This window comes from Kitasatospora sp. NPDC096128, assembly GCF_040303105.1.
In the GTDB taxonomy this organism is placed as follows: Bacteria; Actinomycetota; Actinomycetes; order Streptomycetales; family Streptomycetaceae; genus Kitasatospora.
The window spans coordinates 12,709-29,729 of record NZ_JBEOSP010000015.1; the positions used below are offsets into that span (position 1 = coordinate 12,709).

The following is a 17,021-nucleotide window of genomic DNA, read 5'->3' on the forward strand; positions in this document are numbered from 1 at the left end:
GTGTCCGCAACCCCCCTTTCGCGCTGGTCAGGCGTTGTTCTGCCGCGTCGAGGCCACGCCGATCGGGCAGGAGGCGCCGGTACCGCCCAGGCCGCAGTAGCCGTTGGGGTTCTTGGCGTCCGACAGGTACTGCTGGTGGTACGGCTCGGCCGGGTAGAACGGGCCGGCCGGGGCGATCTCGGTGGTGATCGGGCCGTGGCCGAGCGCGGTCAGGGCGGGCTGGAAGGCGTCCCGGGTGGCGGTCGCGGCGGCGGCCTGGGCGGGGGAGTGGGTGTACAGCGCGGAGCGGTACTGGGTGCCCACGTCGTTGCCCTGGCGGTTGCCCTGGGTCGGGTCGTGGGCCTCCCAGAAGGCCTTGAGCAGCCGCTCGTAGGAGACCACCGCCGGGTCGAACACCACCCGGACCGCCTCGGTGTGCCCGGTCAGCCCGCTGCACACCTCCTCGTACGTCGGGTTGGGCGTGAAGCCGCCCTGGTAGCCGACCAGCGTCGTCCAGACGCCGGGCAGCCGCCAGAACGTGCGCTCGGCGCCCCAGAAACAGCCCAGCCCGAAGTCGGCCACCTCCAGCCCCTCCGGGTACGGGCCGGTCAGCGGGTGGCCGAGGACGGTGTGCGGCTCGGTCAGGGCGAAGCCCGGGGCCTGGCGGCCGGGCAGCGCCTGGTCGGCGGGGACGAGCGAGGTCTTGTGGCGGTTGAACAGCACGGCCTGCTCCAGGGGTAGGGAGGGTTGCCCAGCGTTCAACGCTCCGGACGGCCCGCGGATTCCGGCCCGGCGGGGGCGGGGCAGGGGCCCCGGGGACGTCGGCGGGCCCCGGCGGGCGTCCGTCCCGGGATTCCGGCGGGCGCACGGCCGTACGGCCGTTAGGCTCGGAGTCATGACCGAGCACCAGCTTCCCCAGGGCTTCGAGACTCTCGCCATCCACGCGGGTCAGGAAGCAGACCCCCAGACCGGGGCCGTCGTCACGCCGATCTACCAGGTGTCCACCTACAAGCAGGACGGGGTGGGCGGCCTGCGGGGCGGCTACGAGTACAGCCGCAGCGCCAACCCGACCCGCACCGCGCTCGAGGAGTGCCTCGCGGCCCTCGAAGGCGGTTCCCGCGGCCTCGCCTTCGCCTCCGGCCTGGCGGCCGAGGACACCCTGCTGCGCACCATCCTCAAGCCGGGCGACCACATCGTGATCCCCAACGACGCCTACGGCGGCACCTTCCGGCTGTTCGCCAAGGTGCTGACCCGCTGGGGCGTCGAGTTCTCCGTCGCCAACACCCAGAAGCTGGACGACGTGCGCGCCGCGCTGCGCCCCAACACCCGCGCGGTGTGGGTCGAGACCCCGTCCAACCCGCTGCTGGGCATCACCGACCTGGCCGGGCTGGCCGAGGTCGCGCACGGTGCCGGGGCGCTGCTGGTGGTCGACAACACCTTCGCCAGCCCGTACCTGCAGCAGCCGATCGCGCTCGGCGCGGACGCGGTCGTGCACTCCACCACCAAGTACATGGGCGGCCACTCGGACGTGGTCGGCGGTGCGCTGGTGCTGGCCGAGGCGGGTCTCGGCGAGGAGGTCGCGTACCACCAGAACGCCATGGGCGCCGTCTCCGGGCCGTTCGACGCCTGGCTGGTGCTGCGCGGCATCAAGACCCTGGGCGTCCGGATGGACCGGCACAGCTCCAACGCGGAGAAGGTCGCCGAACTGCTGGCGGGCCACCCCAAGGTCAGCCAGGTGCTCTACCCGGGCCTGCCCGAGCACCCCGGCCACGACATCGCCGCCAAGCAGATGAAGGCCTTCGGCGGCATGGTCTCGTTCCGGGTGGCCGGTGGCGAGGAGGCCGCGGTCGAGGTCTGCAACCGCGCTCAGCTGTTCACCCTGGGCGAGTCGCTGGGCGGCGTGGAGTCGCTGATCGAGCACCCCGGCCGGATGACCCACGCCTCGGCGGCCGGTTCGCCGCTGGAGGTGCCGGCCGACCTGGTGCGCGTCTCGGTCGGCATCGAGTCGATCGACGACCTGCTGGCCGACCTCACCCAGGCGCTCGGCTGAGGGAGTCGAGGGCTACTGCCCCTGCTGGTCCGCCGTGTACGACTCCATCGCGTGGTTGAAGCGGGCCAGCAGGGCGCAGAACGCCTGCTGCTCCTCGGGCGGCCAGTCGGCGGTCAGGCGGCGGGTCAACTCGGCCCGGCCGTCCCGGACTTCGGCGAGCCGGCCGGTGCCGCAGGCGGTCAGCGCGAGCCGTACCGCCCGGCGGTCGGCCGGGTCCTGCACCCGGCCGACCAGTCCGGCCGCGACCAGCGGGGCGACCTGGCGGGTCACCGTGGAGGAGTCCACACCGAGCGCCTCGGCCAGCGCCTTGACGTTGGCCGGCCCGTGCCGCTCCAGGCGGTCGAGCAGCAGGTAGGCGGCCCGGTCCAGCGCGGCGACGCCGCCGCCGGAGGTCCGGACCTGTTCCATCCGGCGGGCGAACACCGCCAGCTGGTACTGGAGTTGGGTGTGCACGGGCTCGGTTCGGTCGGTGGCCTGGGGCGAGGTCGTCGTCATCGCGGCTCACGATCGTCATGCGGTGAGAGAAGCTCAGAAGCAGCAGCGTACGCGGGCGGAGCGGACCCGGGAACAGGCCCGACGTCCGGGGTTGGCCGTGGCCGCGCCTCTAGGCTGGGATCATGCAGAACTGGCCGATCACCCTCGACGACGTCCGCGGTGCCCAGAAGATGCTCGCCGGGGTCGCCCGGGTGACCCCGATGGAGGGCAGCCGGCACCTGTCCGGGCTGATCGGCGCGCCGGTCCACCTGAAGTGCGAGAACCTCCAGCGCACCGGATCCTTCAAGCTGCGCGGGGCGTACGTGCGGATCGCGGGGCTCTCGCCGGTGCAGCGGGCCGGCGGGGTGGTGGCGGCGAGCGCCGGGAACCACGCCCAGGGGGTGGCCCTGGCGGCCTCGCTGCTGGGGGTGCGCTCGACCGTGTTCATGCCGGTCGCGGCGCCGCTGCCGAAGGTCGCCGCCACCCGGGAGTACGGCGCCGAGGTCCGGCTGCACGGCACCACCGTGGACGAGGCGCTGCAGGCCGCGCAGCGGTACTCGGAGGCGACCGGCGCGGTGTTCATCCACCCCTTCGACCACTGGGACGTGGTCACCGGCCAGGCGACCGTCGGCCTGGAGATCCTGGAGCAGTGCCCCGAGGTGCGCACCATCCTGGTCGGGGTGGGCGGCGGCGGGCTGCTGGCCGGGATCGCGGCGGCGGTCAAGCCGCTGCGGCCGGACGTCCGGGTGGTCGGGGTGCAGGCGGCGGCCGCCGCCGCGTACCCGCCCTCGCTGGCGGCCGGGCGGCCGGTCTCGCTGGAGCACTTCGCCACGATGGCCGACGGAATCATGGTCGGGCGCCCCGGGGACATCCCGTTCGAGGTGGTCAACACGCTGGCGGACGGCATCCGCACGGTCTCCGAGGACGCGCTGTCGCGGGCCCTGCTGCTCGGGCTGGAACGGCTGAAACTGGTGGTCGAACCGGCCGGGGCGGCCCCGATCGCGGCGCTGCTGGAGCAGCCGGACTCCTTCGAGGGCCCGGTGGTCGCGGTGCTCTCCGGCGGCAACATCGACCCGCAGCTGATGCAGCGGGTGCTGCGGCACGGGCTGGCGGCGGCCGGGCGCTACCTGTCGCTGCGGGTGCGGCTGGCGGACAAGCCGGGCTCGCTGGCGGACCTGCTGGGGGTGCTGACCAGGGTGGACGCCAATGTGCTGGACGTCGCGCACGTCCGGATCGACCCGCGGCTGGGGCTGACCGAGGTCGAGGTGGACCTGCACCTGGAGACCAAGGGGCCGGAGCACTGCGCCCTGGTGGTCGGGGAGCTGCGGGACGCGGGGTACGTGGTCGCGGACTGAACTCCCGTGCGGGCTGGGCCTCCGTGCGGGCTGGGCCCCCGTGCGGACTGGGCCCCCGTGCGGACTGGGCCCCCGTGCGGACTGGGCCCCGCGCGGGCGGTTTTGCGAAATCCCCTTGACGCGATGTATCGCGAGTTGCCAGACTCGCGATACATCGCGTTCTGTGTCGGTGGGCGAGAACCGAGTCGCCCATGCGCCCGTAGGAGGGGCAGAGTGGGACAGATCGCCCATATTCGTCCGAGGAGATGAGGCAGGCCATGGCGCCAGCCATCCAAGCCGAGAACCTGGTGAAGACCTTCGGCGACGTACGAGCTCTGGACGGCGTCAGCCTCGACGTCCCCGAGGGCACGGTGCTCGGGCTGCTCGGCCCGAACGGTGCGGGGAAGACCACCACCGTGCGCGTCCTGACCACCCTGCTCCGCCCCGACTCCGGCCGCGCGGTGGTGGCCGGGGTCGACGTCCTCAAGCACCCCAATCAGGTCCGCAGCCTGATCGGGCTGTCCGGCCAGTACGCGGCGGTCGACGAGTACCTCACCGGCTTCGAGAACCTCACGATGGTCGGCGAGCTGTACCAGATGAGCACCCGCGACGCGAAGGCCCGCGCGCTGGAGCTGCTGGAGTGGTTCAACCTCACCGAGGCCAAGGACCGCACCGCCAAGACCTACTCCGGCGGCATGCGCCGCCGGCTCGACCTCGCCGCCGCGCTGGTCGTCCGGCCGCCGGTGATGTTCCTCGACGAGCCGACCACCGGGCTCGACCCGCGCAACCGGCTGGCGCTCTGGGAGGTCATCGAGACCCTGGTCGAGCAGGGCACCACGCTGCTGCTCACCACCCAGTACCTGGAGGAGGCCGACCGCCTCGCCCACGACATCGCGGTGGTCGACCACGGCCGGGTGATCGCCCGCGGCACCGCCGACCAGCTCAAGGCGCAGATCGGCGGCGAACGGATCGAGGTCGTGGTGCACGACCCGGGCCTGGTCACGGACGCGGTCGCGGCGCTGTCCGGGTACGCGCTGGGCGCGCCCGCGGTGGAGAAGAACACCCGGAAGATCACCGTGCCGGTCAGCGGCGGCGCCCGGGTGCTCGCCGACGTGATCCGCGAACTGGACGGCCGGGGCATCGAGATCGACGACATAGGACTGCGCCGCCCGACCCTGGACGACGTCTTCCTCACCCTCACCGGCCACGTCGCCGAGTCGGTCGAGGAGGACGGCGGCGGCCCCAAGGGCCGCGGTCGGGGCGGCCGGGGCCGCGGGGCGACGGGCGGCGGTGCAGACGGTGCGGACGGTGCCGGCGACGACGGCGCGGGCCGGGGGCCCGACGAGCAGCAGGCCGTCACGGCCGGAACGGAGCGCTGAGATGAGCACCGCCACCGAGCACGCCATCGGCGGGGCGATGCCCACGCCCCGCCGGGGCCTGGCCGCGACCCTGCATGACTCCTGGGTGGTCGCCAAGCGCAATCTGCGCAGGATGTCCCGGATCCCCGAGATCGTGGTGTTCGGGCTCATGCAGCCGGTCATGTTCGTGCTGCTGTTCTCGTACGTCATGGGCGGGGCGATCAAGATCCCCGGGACGAACTCCAGCTCCGACACGTACATCCAGTTCCTGATGGCCGGCATCTTCGCCCAGACCGTCACCTTCGCCGTCGCCGGCGCCTCGGCCGGCATCGCGGAGGACATGACCAAGGGCCTGGTGGACCGCTTCCGCTCGCTGCCGATGGCCCGCTCGGCGGTGCTGGTCGGCCGCACCCTCGCGGACCTGTGCCAGACCGCCTTCACGCTGGTGGTGCTGGCGCTGGTCGCGCTGCTGGTCGGCTGGCGGATCCACGACGGGGTGCTCAAGGCGCTCGGCGCCTTCGCGCTGCTGCTCCTGCTCGGCTACGCCTTCTCCTGGATCGGCGCGCTGATCGGCCTCTCGGTGCGCAGCCCCGAGGCGGCCACCTCGGCCGGGCTGATCTGGCTGTTCCCGCTGACCTTCGTGTCCAACGCGTTCGTGCCGGTCAGCTCGATGCCGGGCTGGTTGCAGGGCGTCGCCTACTGGAACCCGTTCAGCGCGACGGTGCAGGCCTGCCGGGACCTCTTCGGCAACCAGGTCGGGCCGGTGGACAGCGCCTGGCCGATGCAGCACGCGGCGCTGGTGTCGGTGCTGTGGTCGGTGGTGATCACGGTGGTGTTCTCGTGGCTGTCGGTGCGCAAGTACCGCTCGGCGGTGGGCTGAACCGTCCCACACGCCCGAGGGCGGGTGCGGAGTCCACGGGGGACTGCGCACCCGCCCTCGGGCGCTGCTCGGCAGTTCGGTGCCGGATCAGCCGGCGTGCGGCACGACCTTGACGATCTTCACCATGGCGGGCTTGCCGTTCGGCAGCTCGTAGGTGGCCTCGTCGCCGATCTTCTTGCCGTCGATCGCGCGGCCCAGCGGCGACTGCGGCGAGTAGACGTCGATGGCGTCCGCGCCCGCGACCTCGCGCGAGGCGAGCAGGAACTCCATGAGGTCGTCCTCGTCGCCGTCGAACGCGACCGTGACGACCATGCCCGGGGCCACCACGCCGGAGTCGGCCGGGGCCTCGCCGACCTTGGCGCGCTCCAGCAGCTGGGTCAGCTGGCGGATGCGCAGCTCCTGCTTGCCCTGCTCCTCCTTCGCCGCGTGGTAGCCGGCGTTCTCCTTGAGGTCGCCCTCCTCGCGCGCCGCCTCGATCTTCTGGGCGATCTCGATGCGCCAGGGCCCGGTCAGATGATCCAGTTCGGCCTTGAGCTGGTCGTAGCCGGCCTGAGTGAGCCAGGTCACGTTCTCACTGGTCTGGGTCACGGGTGCTCCTCGTAGGTGCTGGGGCTGTGCTGAGGGTGTGAGTCGTCAGCAGGGTCGACGATGATTTCGGTCTTAACTACAAAGCAACGCCCGCTCCCGTACCATCCGGTGCGGAAGGGGCGAAACCACGAGCCTAACAAGTCCTGCCGACAAGCGGGAGAGGCGTTGTCGCGGCATTGACGGTGGCGTGACGCCAGGGTGTACGGCAACCGGCTGCGGGACTCCCTACGGATGCCCGTTCTGCTGAACGAATATGCGTCCCGGGGGCGTTCCGGGCCCGCTCGGCCCGACGGTCGCCCGTTGCTCCGCCGGGCGTTTCCCGGGCAGCCTCGCCGGGCGTTTCCCCGGTTGCCCGGCCCTACTTCGCCGGGGTGCAGCCGAGCAGTTCGGCGGTGGTGCCGCGGGCGGTGGTGCGCAGGGTGACGGTGGCCTCGTAGCTGGACCCGGCCGCCGGGACGGGGAAGTCGGCCACTCCCACCACGGCGTGGTCGTCGCTCTGCGAACGGACCGTGCAGGTGCCGGCCGTCCCGTCGCTCTTGCTCACGGTCAGGTGCAGCTGCACCTCGGAGTCGGAGAGCACCTGGAAGGTCGGCACCGAACCGTTGATCTTCGTCTCGCGCAGCAGGTAGGAGCCGCCCAGCCAGGCGATCAGCCCCAGGCCGAGCACGCCGCAGACCGCGCCGACGGCCTTCAGACGGCGGTCCGACTCGCCGTCGCCCCTCCGGCCGTAGCGGCCCTCGGGCAGCTGCGTGGCGGTGCTCTGTGCGCTCATCGGACTCCGTCCTCTCCTAGGGAGGGGCCGCGCGGATGGTGCGGGGGAATGCGACGGACCTCCAGTCCGTCACTATAGGAGGGACACGCCCGCGGCCGGTCCGGCGGGGCGGGGCTCGTCCGAGCCGGAGACCGGCCGAGGGCCGGCCTCGCGGCGACGCGGTCCCGAAGTGAGCGGTTCGTACGGTGGGCAGACCCGGACTTCGCGGAACGCCCGACTATGTGGAAGGAACGCAAGGCGTTGACTGAGCAGTTGCGACTGATGGCGGTGCACGCCCACCCGGACGACGAGTCCAGCAAGGGCGCGGCCACCATGGCCATGTACGTCGAGCAGGGTGTGGACGTGCTCGTGGCCACCTGCACGGGGGGCGAGCGCGGGTCGGTTCTCAACCCCAAGCTGCAGGGGGACCCGTACATCGAGGAGAACATCCACGAGGTGCGCCGCAAGGAGATGGACGAGGCGCGGGCGATCCTCGGCGTCAAGCAGGCCTGGCTGGGCTTCGTCGACTCCGGCCTGCCGGAGGGCGACCCGCTGCCCCCGCTGCCCGAGGGCTGCTTCGCGCTGCAGGACGTCAAGGACGCGGCCGAGCCGCTGGTCCGGCTGATCCGCGAGTTCAAGCCGCAGGTCATCACGACCTACGACGAGAACGGCGGGTACCCGCACCCGGACCACATCATGACCCACAAGATCACCATGCTGGCCTTCGACGCCGCCGGCGACCCGGACGCCTACCCCGAGGCCGGCGAGCCCTGGCAGCCGCTCAAGCTCTACTACAACCACGGCTTCCCGATGGGCCGCATCCGCGCCCTGCACCAGTACCTCACCGAGCACGGTCTCGACTCCCCGTACGGCGAGTGGATCGCGGGCTGGGAGAAGAGCGGCCGCCAGGAGCGCGAGATCACCACCCGGGTGCGCTGCGGCGACTGGTTCGAGACCCGCGACCGCGCGCTGATCGCCCACGCCACCCAGATCGACCCGGACGGCCCCTGGTTCCGCGTCCCGCTCGACGTCCAGCGCGAGGTCTGGCCCACCGAGGACTACGAGCTCAGCCGTACCCTGATCGACGTGGACCTCCCGGAGGACGACCTGTTCGCCGGCCTGCGCATCCCCAGCCTGGCGGCCGAGTCCGCCGACACGCGCGACTGAACCACCCCCCGACGGCCCGGCTCGACGTGAGCCGGGCCACCATAGAGATATGAGTGCCCCCGTGAACCTCATCCACCTCGCCGCTGACCTCGCCGTCGACGACGCCAAGGTCACCCCCGGTCTCCTCGGCTTCGTCGTCTTCGCCGCCCTCGGCGTGGCGACGTGGTTCCTGGCCAAGTCGATGAACCGGCAGTTCAAGAAGGTCGACTTCACGGAGGAGCCGGAGGCGCCCAAGGAGTGAGCCCCCGGGGCCAGGGGCCTTCTCGGGCCCCGGGGCTTCGTGGGCGCTCCCGCTGCGCGGCGTCCGGCATCCGGCGTCGGACGGGTCCGGCGCCGGTTCGCGGCGCGGGCAGCGCGAGCGGGGCGGGGGATGCGGGAGGATGGGCGGCATGCCGAACCGTCTCGCGGACGCGACCTCGCCCTACCTGCAGCAGCACGCCGAGAACCCGGTCGACTGGTGGCCCTGGGGGCCGGAGGCCTTCGCCGAGGCCGAGCGGCGCGGGGTGCCGGTGCTGCTGAGCGTCGGGTACGCCGCCTGTCACTGGTGCCATGTGATGGCGCACGAGAGTTTTGAGGACGCCGAGCTCGCCGGGTACCTGAACGAGCGGTTCGTCTCGGTCAAGGTGGACCGGGAGGAGCGGCCGGACGTCGACGCGGTGTACATGGAGGCCGTGCAGGCCGCGACCGGGCAGGGTGGGTGGCCGATGACGGTCTTCCTCACGCCCGGCAAGGAGCCGTTCTACTTCGGGACCTACTTCCCGCCCCGGCCCCGGCACGGGATGCCGAGCTTCCGGCAGGTGCTGGAGGGTGTGGACGCGGCCTGGCGGGACCGGCGGCAGGAGGTCGGCGAGGTCGCCGCGCGGATCAGGGCCGACCTCGCCGAGCGGGCCGCCGTCTACTCCGCCGGGGCCCACCACCCGCCCGGCGACGCCGACCTGCACCAGGCGCTGGTCGGGCTCAGCCGGGAGTTCGACCAGAACCGCGGCGGCTTCGGCGGGGCCCCCAAGTTCCCGCCGGCCATGGTGATCGAGTTCCTGCTCCGCCACCACGCCCGGACCGGCTCCGAGGCGGCCCTGGAGATGGCCGTCCGCACCGCCGAGGCGATGGCCCGCGGCGGCATCCACGACCAGCTCGGCGGCGGCTTCGCCCGCTACGCCGTGGACGCCGACTGGGTGGTGCCGCACTTCGAGAAGATGCTGTACGACAACGCCCTGCTGCTGCGCGTCTACCTGCACCTGTGGCGGGCCACCGGCTCCGCGCTCGCCCGCCGGGTCGCGCTGTCGACGGCCGACTTCCTGCTGAACGAACTCCGCACGCCCGAGGGCGCGTTCGCCTCCGCGCTGGACGCCGACAGCCTGGACGAGGAGACCGGGGCCTCCGCCGAAGGCGCCTACTACGTCTGGGAGCCCGGCCAGTTGGTGGACCTGCTCGGCCCGGCCGACGCGGCCACCGCCGCCCGGCTGTTCACCGTCACCGCCGCCGGCACCTTCGAACACGGCACCTCCGTGCTCCAACTCCTCGCCGACCCCGAGGACTTCGCCGAGTACGAGGAGATCCGGCGGCGGATGTCCGAGGCCCGGGCGGCCCGGCCCGCACCCGCCCGCGACGACAAGGTGGTCGCCGCCTGGAACGGCCTCGCCATCGCCGCCCTCGCCGAGACCGGCGCCCTGCTTGACCGCCCCGACCTCGTCGAGGCCGCCGAACGCGCCGCCGACCTGCTGCTCGCCGTCCACCTCACCCCCGACGGCCGACTGCTGCGCACCTCCCGGGACGGCCGGCCCGGCACCAACGCCGGCGTCCTGGAGGACTACGCGGACACCGCCGAGGGCTTCCTCGCGCTCTACGCCGTCACCGGCGAGGCGGAATGGCTCCAGTTGGCGGGCGGCCTGCTCGACACCGTGCTCAAGCACTTCACCGACGAGACCTCCGGCGCCCTGTACGACACCGCCGACGACGCCGAGGAGCTCATCCGCCGCCCCCAGGACCCGACCGACAACGCCACCCCCTCCGGCTGGACGGCCGCCGCCGGGGCCCTCCTCGGCTACGCCGCGTACACCGGCTCCGAGCGGCACCGCGCGGCCGCCGAACGCGCCCTCGGCATCGTCGGCGCCCTGGCCGCCCAGGCCCCGAGGTTCATCGGCTGGGGCCTCGCCGTCGCCGAGGCCCTGCTGGACGGACCGCGCGAGGTCGCCGTCGTCGGCCCGGCCGACCACCCGGCCACCGCGGCGCTGCGCCGGGCCGCGCTGCTCGGCACGGCGCCCGGCGCCGTCGTCGCGGTCGGCGAGCCGGGCGAGGCCGCCGACGAGGTGCCGCTGCTGGCGGAGCGCCCGCTGGTCGGCGGCGCGCCCGCGGCCTACGTCTGCCGGCACTTCGCCTGCGAGGCGCCCACCACCGATCCGGCGGTGCTCGGCGAGCGGCTCGGCGTCGTTGCGGTCGTGGGCGAATAACCGTTGGCGCACGGGCGTCGAGCGGGGTGAGGATGGGCCATGACCTGGACGCTCAGCCCCTCGCTCGACGACTTCCGCCACCATGCGGGCGACTTCCTGGCCACCCGCCCGGCCGAGAACACCGTCCTGCTCACCATCGCCCACCGGCTTGCCGGATCCGGCCTCGACGCCTTCGGGGACCGGCCGCCGGTCTTCGGCTGGTGGCAGGCCGAACCGGGCGGTCCGGTGGAGGGCGCCTTCCTGCAGACCCCGCCGTTCGGCCCCCGGCTCTCCGCCATGCCACCGGCCCTGGCCGCCGAGCTGGCGGTCCGCCTGGCCGAGGCGGGCCCCGGGTTCACCGAGGTCGCCGGCGTCGGCGGCGGGGCCGAGCCGGTCCGCGCCTTCGCCGCGGCCTGGACGGCCGCCACCGGCATCGACCACTTCGTCCGGGTCGAGGAGCGGCTCTACCGGCTCGGCCGGCTCACCGACCCGCCGCGCCCGCCCGCCGGTCGGCCCCGGCTCGCCGGACCGGCCGACCGGGAGCTGGCGATCCGCTGGTACGAGGAGTTCCTGCGCGAAGTCGAGATCACCCCCTCCGGCGTGGCCCGGGCGGTGGACGACAAGCTGGCCGCCGGCGGCCTCCACCTCTGGGAGGACGCGGGCACCCCGGTCGCCCTGGCCGGCGCCAGCCCCGTGCTCGCCGGAATGTCCCGCATCGGCCCGGTCTACACCCCCGCCGACCGCCGGGGCCGCGGTTACGCCAGCGCGGTCACCGCGGCGGCCTCCGCCCATGTGCTCGGTCTGGGGGCGCAGGAGGTGCTGCTCTACACCGACCTCGCCAACCCGATCAGCAACTCCATCTACCAGCAGATCGGCTACCGGCCGGTGGAGGACTGCCTGGTGGTGGACTTCCGGACGCCGTAGCGGAGTTACGCGTCAGGCGGGATGCGTGAGGCGGGATGCGTCAGACGCCGGGCGTCACGCGTCCTGGGGCGGACGGACGCCGGGCACCCCGACCACCTTCGTCTCGAAGGGGTCGCGGGCCGCCGTCGCGATCGGCGGCGGCAGGTGGTCGGCGTTCCGGTAGTCGTGCGCGCAGGAGATCAGGTGGCCCCCGGCGGTCTTCAGGTCGGTGGCGAGCCCGTCCAGCAGCGTCTGCCAGGCACTGCTGCACCCGGTCAGCGCCGCCGCGCTCTGCCAGCCGGCCAGGCTCCCGGCGGCCGCGCTGCTCGGCTCGGCGAGCTTCGCCGTCTCCTCGGGGACCTTCCCGGCGACCGTCAGCGCGTTGTTCCCGGCGGCGGTCAACTCGCCCGGCTTGACGGTGAATCCCGGGGCCTGTCCCATCGGTTCCCCCTGACATCCGGGTCGGTCGCGGACGCTATGGTAGCTGTGAGTGCCGTGGCGGACACAGAACGCACAGGGGGTGCGGGATGGACATCGCACGCCTGCGGAACGCCAAACCGGCGGACCTGTACACGGCGGCGGGGGCGTACGACGCGCTGGGCAAGGCCATGGCGCAACACGCCACGGACTGGAAGAGCGGGACCGCCGACCGGGCCCACGGCTCCCGGTGGTCGGGGCCGGCCGCCGACGCCGCGCTGCCGGTGCTCGACGACTTCACCGGCAGGATGCGCGCGGCGGCGACGGAACTCGGCCTGATCGGCAAGGAGATCCGTGACTGCGCCGATGCCATGACGCTGGCCCAGGGCAGGCTCACCACCGCACTGTCGGATGCGCAGGCGAAGGGCTTCACGGTCAGCGACACCGGCGCGGTGAGCCGGCCCGCGTCGACCGGTCCGTACCAGGCGCCGGGCTGGGAGGCCAGGCAGACGACGGCCGCCGACGGGATCGGCAAGCAGATCGCCAAGGCGCTGGCCGACGCGGCGGAGGCCGACGACGCGCTGACCGCGGGGCTCAACAGGTTCGCCGGGCACGCCAAGGACAAGTCGGGCCTGGACGAGAAGACGGCCGGCGCCGATGCGTACATGGAACAGTTCGGCGATGCGTCCAACCCGGAGTGGCGGCGGAACATGCCGCTCAAGGGCGCGCCTGCCACTGAGGTCAACTTCTGGTGGAAGGGGCTCGGCCCGCAGGGCCGGCAGTGGTTCCTCGGCCACCACCCGGAGGTGCTCGGCAACCTCGACGGCATTCCCGCGGAGGTGCGGGACAGGGTGAACCGCGACCGACTGGACAACCTGATGAGGAACATCAGGGGCAAGAAGCCGGGGGAGCTGAACTCCGGCGAGAAGAACCTTCTCGCGCTCTACGGGCCCATCGACAAGCGCCTCTCGCAGAACAAGGGGGAGCCACCGGTCTACTTGCTCGGTCTCGGGAGCGAGGGCCGAGGGCGGGCGGTCCTCTCCTACGGGAATCCCGACACCGCCACCGACATCTCCGCCTACGTTCCGGGGATCACCACCACCATGGACAGCCTCGGGCCGGGGGAGAACGACGGGACCAACGAGGCGGAGAACGGCCTGAACCTCTACCGCGCCGCGAGCGGCAGGGCCCCGGCCGGCCACTCCGTCGCCTCGGTGGTCTGGCTCGGTTACGACCCGCCGGGGATGGACCTCGGAGCCGCGTCGACGAAGGCGGGCAAGGACGGCGCCCCGGCGTACGCGAACTTCCTGAGCGGAGTGCGGGCGAGCCACGAGGGCAGCCGGTGTCCGCATGTCACCGCGGTGGGGCACAGTTACGGGTCCTACCTGGTCGGCCAGGCCACCAGGCTCGCCACCCGGCCGGGGTCGCACGACGTGCCGCCGGACGACGTGGTCTTCATCGGCAGCCCGGGTGTCGGCGTGGACAAGGCCGCTGACCTCGGGATTCCCGCCGGTCATGTCTGGGTCGGTGCCGCTGACAACGACGTCGTGACGCACGCCCCGTCGAAGTTCAGCCTCGACCCGGACGAGCGCTGGTACGGCAGGGATCCGTCCAGCAAGCGCTTCGGCGCGAACCGCTTCACCGTCGACGACTGGAGCCGCGGCAACCCCGTCGACGCGCACACCAAGTACTTGAATGGGCGGGGCGGGCCCTCGCTGGACAACATCGCGGCCGTCGTCACGGGCAGCGGGGGCGTCAAGCTCCAGGGTCGACGGGGGTGAAGCGGCCACGACGTGGGCTGGGCTGTTCCCACCGCGTGGACGGATGCCTTCGGGGTGCACGACCAGCCGGAGCAGGACTACGGCGCCCCTCCGGTCGGCGAGCGACAGGCCGGTCAGGCCCCCGCTCCCGACCTCGACGACCCGTACCGGTCGCACTGACCGCCGCCCCGCCTCACTCCCAGTCCCAGCGGATCCCCAGGATGCACGGCCGGACCGCCGTGGCGACCAGGTGGACGCAGTGGTGGCCGTCGAGGGTCAACTCCTCGGTCTCGTAAGGGGGTTCGCCGGGGGAGTGGAGGGCGATGCGGTGGCAGCGGACGGGGAGGGCGGTGGGGTGGAAGGTGATCTGGAGGACGTACTGGCCGGCGCCGGAGTTGAAGCCGCGGACGTACTCGCAGCTGGGCGTGGGGGTGGGGGCGTCGTCGAAGCCGTAGCCGAGGAGGTGGGTGTCGCCGGGGCGGAGGCGGCGGTCGAGGAGGAGTTCGGCGGCGATCAGGTGGTGGGCCTGGTCGCGGCGGATGCGGCCGGGGCGGCAGTTCTCCTCGGCGCGGACGCCGACGAGGGCGGTGTCGCTGCCGGGGTCGCCCTGGTGGAGGGCGAGGTAGCGGTCGATGCCGTCGCGGTGGGCGCGCAGGGCGTGTTGGGAGTCGCGGCGGGTGAGTTGGCGGTCGGGGCCGATGCGGATGCGTTCGATGTGGGTGATGGTGTGGAGGCCGGTGTCGCGGGGGCCGGCGAGCATGGCGAGCAGGTCGTCGACGGCGGTGGGCGGGGAGATCAGGTCGCGGTAGGGGCGGACGGGGGGCCCGGCGGCCGCGGCGGTGCGGCGGGGGCCGAGCAGCCGGGTGAGGGAGTGTTCGGGCAGGTCGAGGACGTCTTCGAGGGCGGCGACGGCGCGCAGTGATTCGGGGCGTTCGGGGCGGCGCCGTCCTTGCTGCCAGTAACTGAGGCTGGTGAGGCCGACATTGACGCCGCGCAGGGCGAGGTGGCGGCGGATGCGGTGCAGGGCGAGGCCGCGGCTGGCGATGGCGGTGCGCAGGGCGAGGTGGAACGGGCCGGTGCGCAGGGCGGCGGCGAGGTCGGCTGGGTCGCTTCGGTGGATGGCGGTCTCCTGGCGGGCGCGGGCCGGGTTTTGACCGTGAATATTCACATCCGGTCGGCGGTTTGTCACCGGTCCGGGCAGCTCGCGCCGGGGTTTCCCGGGTGCCGTTCACATCCACGCGGGCCCGTTCACACCGGGGTCGGAGCCCGTCCGGGGCCGTTGACCAGGCCCGGAGTGCGGCGCGATGCTCGGGGCGCGATCCGGACCGCGCCCCCACACAGCACCTCGCTCCACTCGTGCAAGGAGGCATTCCCCCATGCCAGTTCCACGGATACGGCTGCGCCGCGCGGTCTCGCTGTTGGCCCTGGGCGTGCTGGGCCCGGCGCTGACCGCCGCGGCGAGCACCCCGGCGGCGGCGGCCCCCACGCCCGCCCCGGCCCCCGCCCTCCACCGGGCCGCACACCAGGCCCGCCCGGCGGCGGCGTCCGGCAGTACGGCCGATCTGGCCGGCACGTACAAGAAGCTCAACATCACCATGCAGCAGCAACAGCAGACCAACTGGTGCTGGGCGGCGAGCGGGAACACCATCGCCACCTGGTTCGGCTACAACTACAGCCAGAACCAGTTCTGCAACGCCGCGTTCGGCCGCTCGGTCGACTCCAGCTGCCCCAACAGCCAGGCCTCGCTGGCCGATGTGCAGAACGGGCTGGACTGGGTCGGCATCAACCCGGGCTCGTACGTGACCGGCTACCTGCGCTACAGCACCGTGCAGGCGGAGGTGGACGCCAACCGGCCGGTCGAGACGCGCATCCAGTGGAGCTCGGGCGGCGGGCACATGCACGTCCTGTACGGCTACGACACCGGCAACAACTGGGTCTACTGGGGCGACCCGTGGCCGTCCAACTACCGCTACAACTGGGCGGACTACTGGTACTACGTGAACAACGACACGTTCTCCTGGACCCACTCCCTGTACCGGATCGGCGCGTGAGGACGACCATGACCGAGCTCAGCAAGGCCCGTCGGGCCGCCGTCACCGCCCTGCTCGCCGCCGGCCTCGGGCTGGCGTTCACCCCGGCCGCGCACGCCGACGGGCCCGCGCCCGAGGCGGTGCCCGCCGCCGACCTGGCCGGGGCCCGCAGCGCGGTCCAGGACCCGTCGGTACTCGACAAAGTGGGCCGTTTCTTCGCCCGCAAGGGCGTCCCGCCGACCCAGCAGCTGACCATCGGCGCGGCCGAGGAGGCGAAGGCGGCGGGCGACGCGGCGCCCCGCCTGGCCGGGGACACCGTGCCGGTCTACACCCTGGATGCCGGTTTCGTGGCCGGCAACCCGGGCGCACCGGTGGCGAAGGCCGAGTTCACCGCGAGCAAGGTGGTCGCGGCGGACGGGCAGACCGCCTCGGTCTGGACGGTCCGGCAGGGTGACGCCTGGCGGGTCGTGAACATCGCCTCCGGCGGCGACGAGAGCGACTACGCGGCGAAGGCGGCCGGCAGCGGCGGCGGCACGGCCTTCCGGGAGCCGCAGGTCAACGCCTGGTACGTGCTGCGCGACGGCCGGGTGCTGCCGCTGGACGACGAGGCCCGGCGCTCGGTGGGCTCGGGCGGGGTGTCGCTGGCCGCGTACCAGCAGCTGGTGCACCAGCGGTACGGGGACAAGCTGCCCGGCTCGGCGTACGACCGGGACGGCAAGGGCGGCGGCTACCCGCTGGAGACCGGGGCGGAGGCCGCCCCGAAGGCCGCCCCGGTGGCGGCGGCGGGCGGCGGTTCGGCGGTTCCGGCCGTGACGGCGGCCGCGGCGCTGGGCGCCACCGCGCTGGCGGCCGCGGGTGTGGGTGCCGGCGCGGTGCTACGGCGGCGGCGCGGCCTCCGCTGACG

Annotated in this window: 18 protein-coding genes; 12 read left to right on the top strand and 6 right to left on the bottom strand. The window is 73.2% G+C overall.

The features are described from left to right. Window positions 1-27 precede the first annotated feature (27 nt). The gene (msrA, locus tag ABTY61_RS18245; protein ID WP_350506020.1) at window positions 28-702 is read right to left on the bottom strand and encodes a peptide-methionine (S)-S-oxide reductase MsrA; all 675 of its coding nucleotides are present in this window, start codon (window positions 700-702) and stop codon (window positions 28-30) included. 172 nt (window positions 703-874) lie between these two features. Here msrA and ABTY61_RS18250 point away from each other — a divergent pair, with 172 nt between their 5' ends. Then, on the top strand, window positions 875-2,029 hold the full coding sequence (locus ABTY61_RS18250) for a cystathionine gamma-synthase (protein WP_350506021.1): 1,155 nt from the start codon (window positions 875-877) through the stop codon (window positions 2,027-2,029). Window positions 2,030-2,041: 12 nt separating this feature from the next. On the opposite strand, the gene ABTY61_RS18255 is transcribed toward ABTY61_RS18250, so the two are convergent. After that, the gene (locus tag ABTY61_RS18255; protein ID WP_350506022.1) at window positions 2,042-2,524 is read right to left on the bottom strand and encodes a MarR family winged helix-turn-helix transcriptional regulator; all 483 of its coding nucleotides are present in this window, start codon (window positions 2,522-2,524) and stop codon (window positions 2,042-2,044) included. Window positions 2,525-2,646: 122 nt separating this feature from the next. On the opposite strand from ABTY61_RS18255, the gene ilvA reads away from it, so the two are divergent. From ilvA to ABTY61_RS18270, 3 genes are all read left to right on the top strand, one after another. Continuing rightward, complete coding sequence (ilvA, locus tag ABTY61_RS18260; protein ID WP_350506023.1) at window positions 2,647-3,858, top strand: threonine ammonia-lyase; 1,212 nt, start codon at window positions 2,647-2,649, stop codon at window positions 3,856-3,858. Between the two features lie 257 nt (window positions 3,859-4,115). Beyond that, window positions 4,116-5,216: an ATP-binding cassette domain-containing protein gene (locus tag ABTY61_RS18265; protein ID WP_350506024.1), complete on the top strand. Its 1,101-nt coding sequence runs from the start codon at window positions 4,116-4,118 to the stop codon at window positions 5,214-5,216. A 1-nt stretch (window position 5,217) separates the two neighbouring features. After that, window positions 5,218-6,075, top strand: a complete 858-nt coding sequence (locus tag ABTY61_RS18270) for an ABC transporter permease (protein WP_350506025.1) — start codon at window positions 5,218-5,220, stop codon at window positions 6,073-6,075. A gap of 87 nt (window positions 6,076-6,162) precedes the next feature. Here ABTY61_RS18270 and greA read toward each other — a convergent pair whose 3' ends face one another. Next, a complete protein-coding gene (greA, locus tag ABTY61_RS18275) occupies window positions 6,163-6,663 on the bottom strand; it encodes a transcription elongation factor GreA (RefSeq protein WP_350506026.1) in 501 nt (166 codons plus the stop codon). Window positions 6,664-7,021: 358 nt separating this feature from the next. After that, a complete protein-coding gene (locus ABTY61_RS18280; RefSeq protein ID WP_350506027.1) occupies window positions 7,022-7,435 on the bottom strand; it encodes a DUF4307 domain-containing protein in 414 nt (137 codons plus the stop codon). A 240-nt stretch (window positions 7,436-7,675) separates the two neighbouring features. On the opposite strand from ABTY61_RS18280, the gene mca reads away from it, so the two are divergent. The 4 genes from mca (at window position 7,676) to ABTY61_RS18300 (ending at window position 11,931) form a co-directional block, all read left to right on the top strand. Beyond that, entirely contained in the window at window positions 7,676-8,581 is a 906-nt protein-coding gene (gene mca, locus ABTY61_RS18285) for a mycothiol conjugate amidase Mca (RefSeq protein WP_350506028.1), read from the top strand. Between the two features lie 49 nt (window positions 8,582-8,630). Continuing rightward, window positions 8,631-8,822 (top strand): hypothetical protein, encoded by a 192-nt coding sequence (locus ABTY61_RS18290; protein ID WP_270144532.1) that lies wholly within the window; start codon window positions 8,631-8,633, stop codon window positions 8,820-8,822. 148 nt (window positions 8,823-8,970) lie between these two features. After that, the gene (locus ABTY61_RS18295) at window positions 8,971-11,028 is read left to right on the top strand and encodes a thioredoxin domain-containing protein (RefSeq protein ID WP_350506029.1); all 2,058 of its coding nucleotides are present in this window, start codon (window positions 8,971-8,973) and stop codon (window positions 11,026-11,028) included. Window positions 11,029-11,067: 39 nt separating this feature from the next. Then, window positions 11,068-11,931 (top strand): GNAT family N-acetyltransferase, encoded by an 864-nt coding sequence (locus tag ABTY61_RS18300; RefSeq protein WP_350506030.1) that lies wholly within the window; start codon window positions 11,068-11,070, stop codon window positions 11,929-11,931. A 54-nt stretch (window positions 11,932-11,985) separates the two neighbouring features. Here ABTY61_RS18300 and ABTY61_RS18305 read toward each other — a convergent pair whose 3' ends face one another. After that, a complete protein-coding gene (locus ABTY61_RS18305; RefSeq protein WP_350506031.1) occupies window positions 11,986-12,351 on the bottom strand; it encodes a hypothetical protein in 366 nt (121 codons plus the stop codon). An 86-nt stretch (window positions 12,352-12,437) separates the two neighbouring features. Between ABTY61_RS18305 and ABTY61_RS18310 the strand changes: the two genes are divergently transcribed. Both ABTY61_RS18310 and ABTY61_RS18315 read left to right on the top strand, forming a co-directional pair. Then, entirely contained in the window at window positions 12,438-14,108 is a 1,671-nt protein-coding gene (locus tag ABTY61_RS18310) for an alpha/beta hydrolase (protein WP_350506032.1), read from the top strand. Window positions 14,109-14,120: 12 nt separating this feature from the next. Beyond that, window positions 14,121-14,267: a hypothetical protein gene (locus ABTY61_RS18315; protein WP_350506033.1), complete on the top strand. Its 147-nt coding sequence runs from the start codon at window positions 14,121-14,123 to the stop codon at window positions 14,265-14,267. 13 nt (window positions 14,268-14,280) lie between these two features. On the opposite strand, the gene ABTY61_RS18320 is transcribed toward ABTY61_RS18315, so the two are convergent. Then, window positions 14,281-15,249, bottom strand: coding sequence for a hypothetical protein (locus ABTY61_RS18320; RefSeq protein ID WP_350506171.1), 969 nt, complete (start codon window positions 15,247-15,249; stop codon window positions 14,281-14,283). 214 nt (window positions 15,250-15,463) lie between these two features. Here ABTY61_RS18320 and ABTY61_RS18325 point away from each other — a divergent pair, with 214 nt between their 5' ends. Then, window positions 15,464-16,138: a papain-like cysteine protease family protein gene (locus ABTY61_RS18325; protein ID WP_350506034.1), complete on the top strand. Its 675-nt coding sequence runs from the start codon at window positions 15,464-15,466 to the stop codon at window positions 16,136-16,138. A gap of 8 nt (window positions 16,139-16,146) precedes the next feature. Then, complete coding sequence (locus tag ABTY61_RS18330; protein WP_350506035.1) at window positions 16,147-17,019, top strand: hypothetical protein; 873 nt, start codon at window positions 16,147-16,149, stop codon at window positions 17,017-17,019. Window positions 17,020-17,021 lie beyond the last annotated feature (2 nt).